General features: G+C 63.2%; 4 protein-coding genes. 3 read left to right on the top strand and 1 reads right to left on the bottom strand.

Annotated features, from left to right (window positions below; genetic code table 11):
- The 3 genes from EOA79_RS30745 to EOA79_RS30735 all read left to right on the top strand — a co-directional run.
- On the top strand, positions 1–1047 hold a 1047-nt coding region (locus tag EOA79_RS30745; protein ID WP_128293604.1), incomplete at its 5' end, for a peptidase C39 family protein.
- 4 nt (positions 1048–1051) lie between these two features.
- On the top strand, positions 1052–2515 hold the full coding sequence (locus EOA79_RS30740) for a RimK family protein (protein ID WP_067321133.1): 1464 nt from the start codon (positions 1052–1054) through the stop codon (positions 2513–2515).
- A gap of 73 nt (positions 2516–2588) precedes the next feature.
- Positions 2589–2861 (top strand): DUF3303 family protein, encoded by a 273-nt coding sequence (locus tag EOA79_RS30735; protein WP_067321136.1) that lies wholly within the window; start codon positions 2589–2591, stop codon positions 2859–2861.
- A gap of 3 nt (positions 2862–2864) precedes the next feature.
- On the opposite strand, the gene EOA79_RS30730 is transcribed toward EOA79_RS30735, so the two are convergent.
- Positions 2865–3528: LysR substrate-binding domain-containing protein (locus tag EOA79_RS30730; RefSeq protein WP_128293602.1), on the bottom strand; the 664-nt coding region annotated here is incomplete at its 5' end.

The following is a 3528-nucleotide window of genomic DNA, read 5'->3' as shown; positions in this document are numbered from 1 at the left end:
GCCATCGAGAAGGCTGTTTTCTCAAGCGATCGCCTGTCGCGCCGCTCTTTTCGCCAGTTGATCGAGCGTGAGACCGCCGAGATGCTGGTGGCCGAGAATGACGGCCATGTCGCCGGCTACGCGGTGGTCTTGTTTCGCAAGGGCAGCGGCGTGGCCCGGCTCTATTCCATCGCCGTCGGTCCGTTCTTCGGCAATCTCGGCATCGGCCGCCAACTGCTGGCCGCGGCCGAAGAGGCGGCTTATGAACACGATCGCATGATGCTGCGGCTCGAGGTTCGCGAGGACAATCAGCGCGCCATCGGCATCTACGAGCAGGCAGGCTACCGAAAAATCGGCCGCGAGCCCGACTATTACGAGGACGGCGCCACCGCGCTGCGTTACGAAAAGACGCTGCGCGGCGATGTCCCGACCAGCACCGGGGTGCCGTTTTACCAGCAGACCTGCGAGTTCACCTGCGGTCCGTGCTGCCTGATGATGGCAATGGCCAATTTCGATTCCGGCTTCGTGCCCGATCCGGTCATGGAAATACGCCTGTGGCGCGAGGCGACCACGGTATTCATGATGTCGGGGCCGGGCGGCTGCGAGCCTTTCGGCCTGGCGGTTGCCGGCTATGAAAGCGGGCTTGCCGCCGAGATCTTCGTATCCTTTCACGGCGCGCTGTTCCTGCAGTCGGTGCGCAGCGAGGACAAGCGCCGGGTGATGGAGCTCGCCCAGGTCGACTTCCGCCGGCGCGCGGAACTTTACGGCATCCCGGTGAATTACCGTCCGTTCGGCATCGACGACATCCGCGCCGCCCTTGCCGAGGGCAAGCTGGTGCTGGTGCTGATCAGCGGCTTCCTGATGTTCGGCAAGAAGGTGCCGCATTGGGTGCTGGCCATCGGCGACGACGGCGACCATATCCTCATCCACGATCCTTGGGTCGAAGACGAAAGGCAGGAAACCATCCTCGACGCCGCCAACATTCCCGTGCCCTATGGCATCTTCATGAACATGGCTCAGTTCGGCCGCGACGGGTTGCGCGCCGCCATCAACCTGGGAAAACGCTGACACAATGACCTGGGTCATCCTAACAGGCAGGCAGAACGATCTCGACCAGGTGGCGACGCCGCACAAGATCATCACCAACCGCGACTATCTCGCGCATCCGGCGCTGTTTCGCGGCCAGCGGCCGAAGGTGATCAACCTTTCGAACAACTACGGCTATCAGAGCCGCGGCTATTATGCCTCGCTGCTCGCCGGATCGCGCGGCCACAAAGTGATTCCGACCGTCGAGACCATGATCGATCTGTCGGAGCGCAAGCTCTATGAGCATGCGTTGCCGGAACTCGAGCTCGCTCTCAACAAATGCCGCAAGGATCTTGACGGAACCTTTCCGACGAAGGTCGCAGTCTTTTTTGGCATCGGGCCCTCGAAAGTTTGGGACCGGTTCACCAAGCTCTTGTTCGACTGGTTTCGCGCGCCGGCGCTCGAGGTCCACATCAAGGACAGCGCCGAATGGGCTTCGATCCGCAAGATCGGCTTCCTGCCGCTCGCGCGCATGAGCGAGGAGCAAGAAGAAGTCTTCCTGCAATGCCTGGAGACCTACACCAACCGCGAGTGGCGCGACACCAAGGGGCGCACGCCGGCGCGCTACACGTTCGCGACGCTCGTCGATCCGCATGAGGAATTGCCGCCTTCGGAGATTTCGTCCCTGCGCTACTGGGCGAGGATCGCGGAGAAGATGGGCGTCGAGGTCGAGCCGATCACCAGGAAGGATTTGGCCAAGCTCGCCAATTACGACGCGCTGTTCATCCGCGAGACGACATCCATCTCCAACCACACCTACCGCTTCGCGCGCCGCGCCCAGCAGGAGGGCATGCCGGTGATCGACGACCCGCTGTCGATGATCCGCTGCACCAACAAGGTCTATCTCAACGAGCTGATGACCTACAACAAGGTGCCGGTACCGCCGACGGTGATGATTGCCGGCACCTCCGATCTGGAGCTCGCCGCCCAGACGCTGGGCTTTCCGCTGGTGCTGAAAATCCCGGACTCATCCTTCTCGCGCGGGGTCAAGAAATGCGAGAACCTTGCCGATCTGACAAAGCTGGCGACCGAGTGGCTGGAGGATTCCGACCTCCTCATCGCGCAGAAATTCATCCCCACCGAATATGATTGGCGCGTCGGCGTGCTCGGCGGCCAACCGCTGTTTGCCGTGCATTACCTGATGGCCAAAAAACACTGGCAGATCGTCAACCACAAGGCTAACGGCAAGCCCGATCAGGGCGGCATCAAGACCTTCACGCTGAAGCAGACGCCGCCGCACGTGGTCGAGACGGCGGTCAAGGCGGCGCGCTGCATCGGCGACGGGCTCTACGGCGTCGACCTCAAGGAAACCAAGGACGGCGTCTTCGTCATCGAGGTCAACGATAACCCCAATCTCGACCATGGCTGGGAGGATTCCGGCGAGAAGGACGAGCTCTGGGTGCGGCTTACGCAATGGTTCCTGGAGCGGCTGGAGCGCACTGGTCGCTAAAGCATTTTGCATCCGGACGGGATCGCCTGGCGTCGCTGAATCCGGCTAAGACAATCAACTGAATGGGGGCAAGATGCTGTTTTTCGTTGTCGAGGATTTTCGCGGCTGCGACCGCAAGGAAATCTACCGGCGGTTCCGCGATCGGGGCCGGCTGAAACCGGACGCGCTTGTCGTTCACCATAGCTGGATCGCAGGCGACATGAGCCGCTGCTTCCTGCTTGTCGAGGCCGATGACGTCACGCTGCTGCAGCGTTGGGTCATCGAATGGGCCGATCTGGTGGAGTTCGAGATCGTTCCGGTAGCCACCAGCAAGGACATGGTCGCGGCCCTGGCCGGGCATCTCTGACTGCTAGGCACCGAGCGCCGGCGACCTGACCGCGCGCACGCATTCCGCGATCAGCCACTCGCGAAACGCCGCCAGCACATCGCGCCTTGCGCTGCGTTCAGGGATCGTCAGGCAATAAGGCTGGCGCAATTCCAGCGCTCGGGCAACCGGCCGGACCAGCCTGCCGTCTTCCAGCGCCCGGGCGCAGTAGATGCCTTGCGCCAGCGCCACGCCCAATCCCGACATGGCGAGATCGAGTGCGGCCCGCGACGAGTTGGCCGAAAGGCCGCGCTGGGCCGACCGGCCCGGCGCGATGCCCCCCGCCTCGAGCCAGTTGCGCCAGGACGGAAAGGCAGCACCGGTCGGGCCCCAGTCGGTGTGGATCAACGGCAGGCCGGCGAGAGTTTCCGGCTTGGCTGCACCGGCAAGGCTGGGCGCGCAGACCGGATAGACCGCATCCCGCGCGATCTCCTCGGTCGGATGCTCGCGATAGTGCGGGCCGTAGGATAGCCGGATGTCGACCATCTCATGGTCGAACGGCACAGGGTCGTCCTCGCCTCTCAGCGAAATATCCGCGGCGCCGTGGCTGGCGACAAAGCCGGCGAGGCGTTCGGAAAGCCAGCCCATCGCCATCGAAGGCGGCACCGAGATGACGAGCCTCGGCCGGAACGCATCGCCGCCTACATCC

The sequence above is a fragment of the Mesorhizobium sp. M1A.F.Ca.IN.020.03.2.1 genome (assembly GCF_004023205.1).
Lineage (GTDB): Bacteria > Pseudomonadota > Alphaproteobacteria > Rhizobiales > Rhizobiaceae > Mesorhizobium.
The sequence above is the reverse complement of the archived record's forward strand: the minus strand, read 5'-3'. Positions and strand labels throughout refer to the sequence as shown.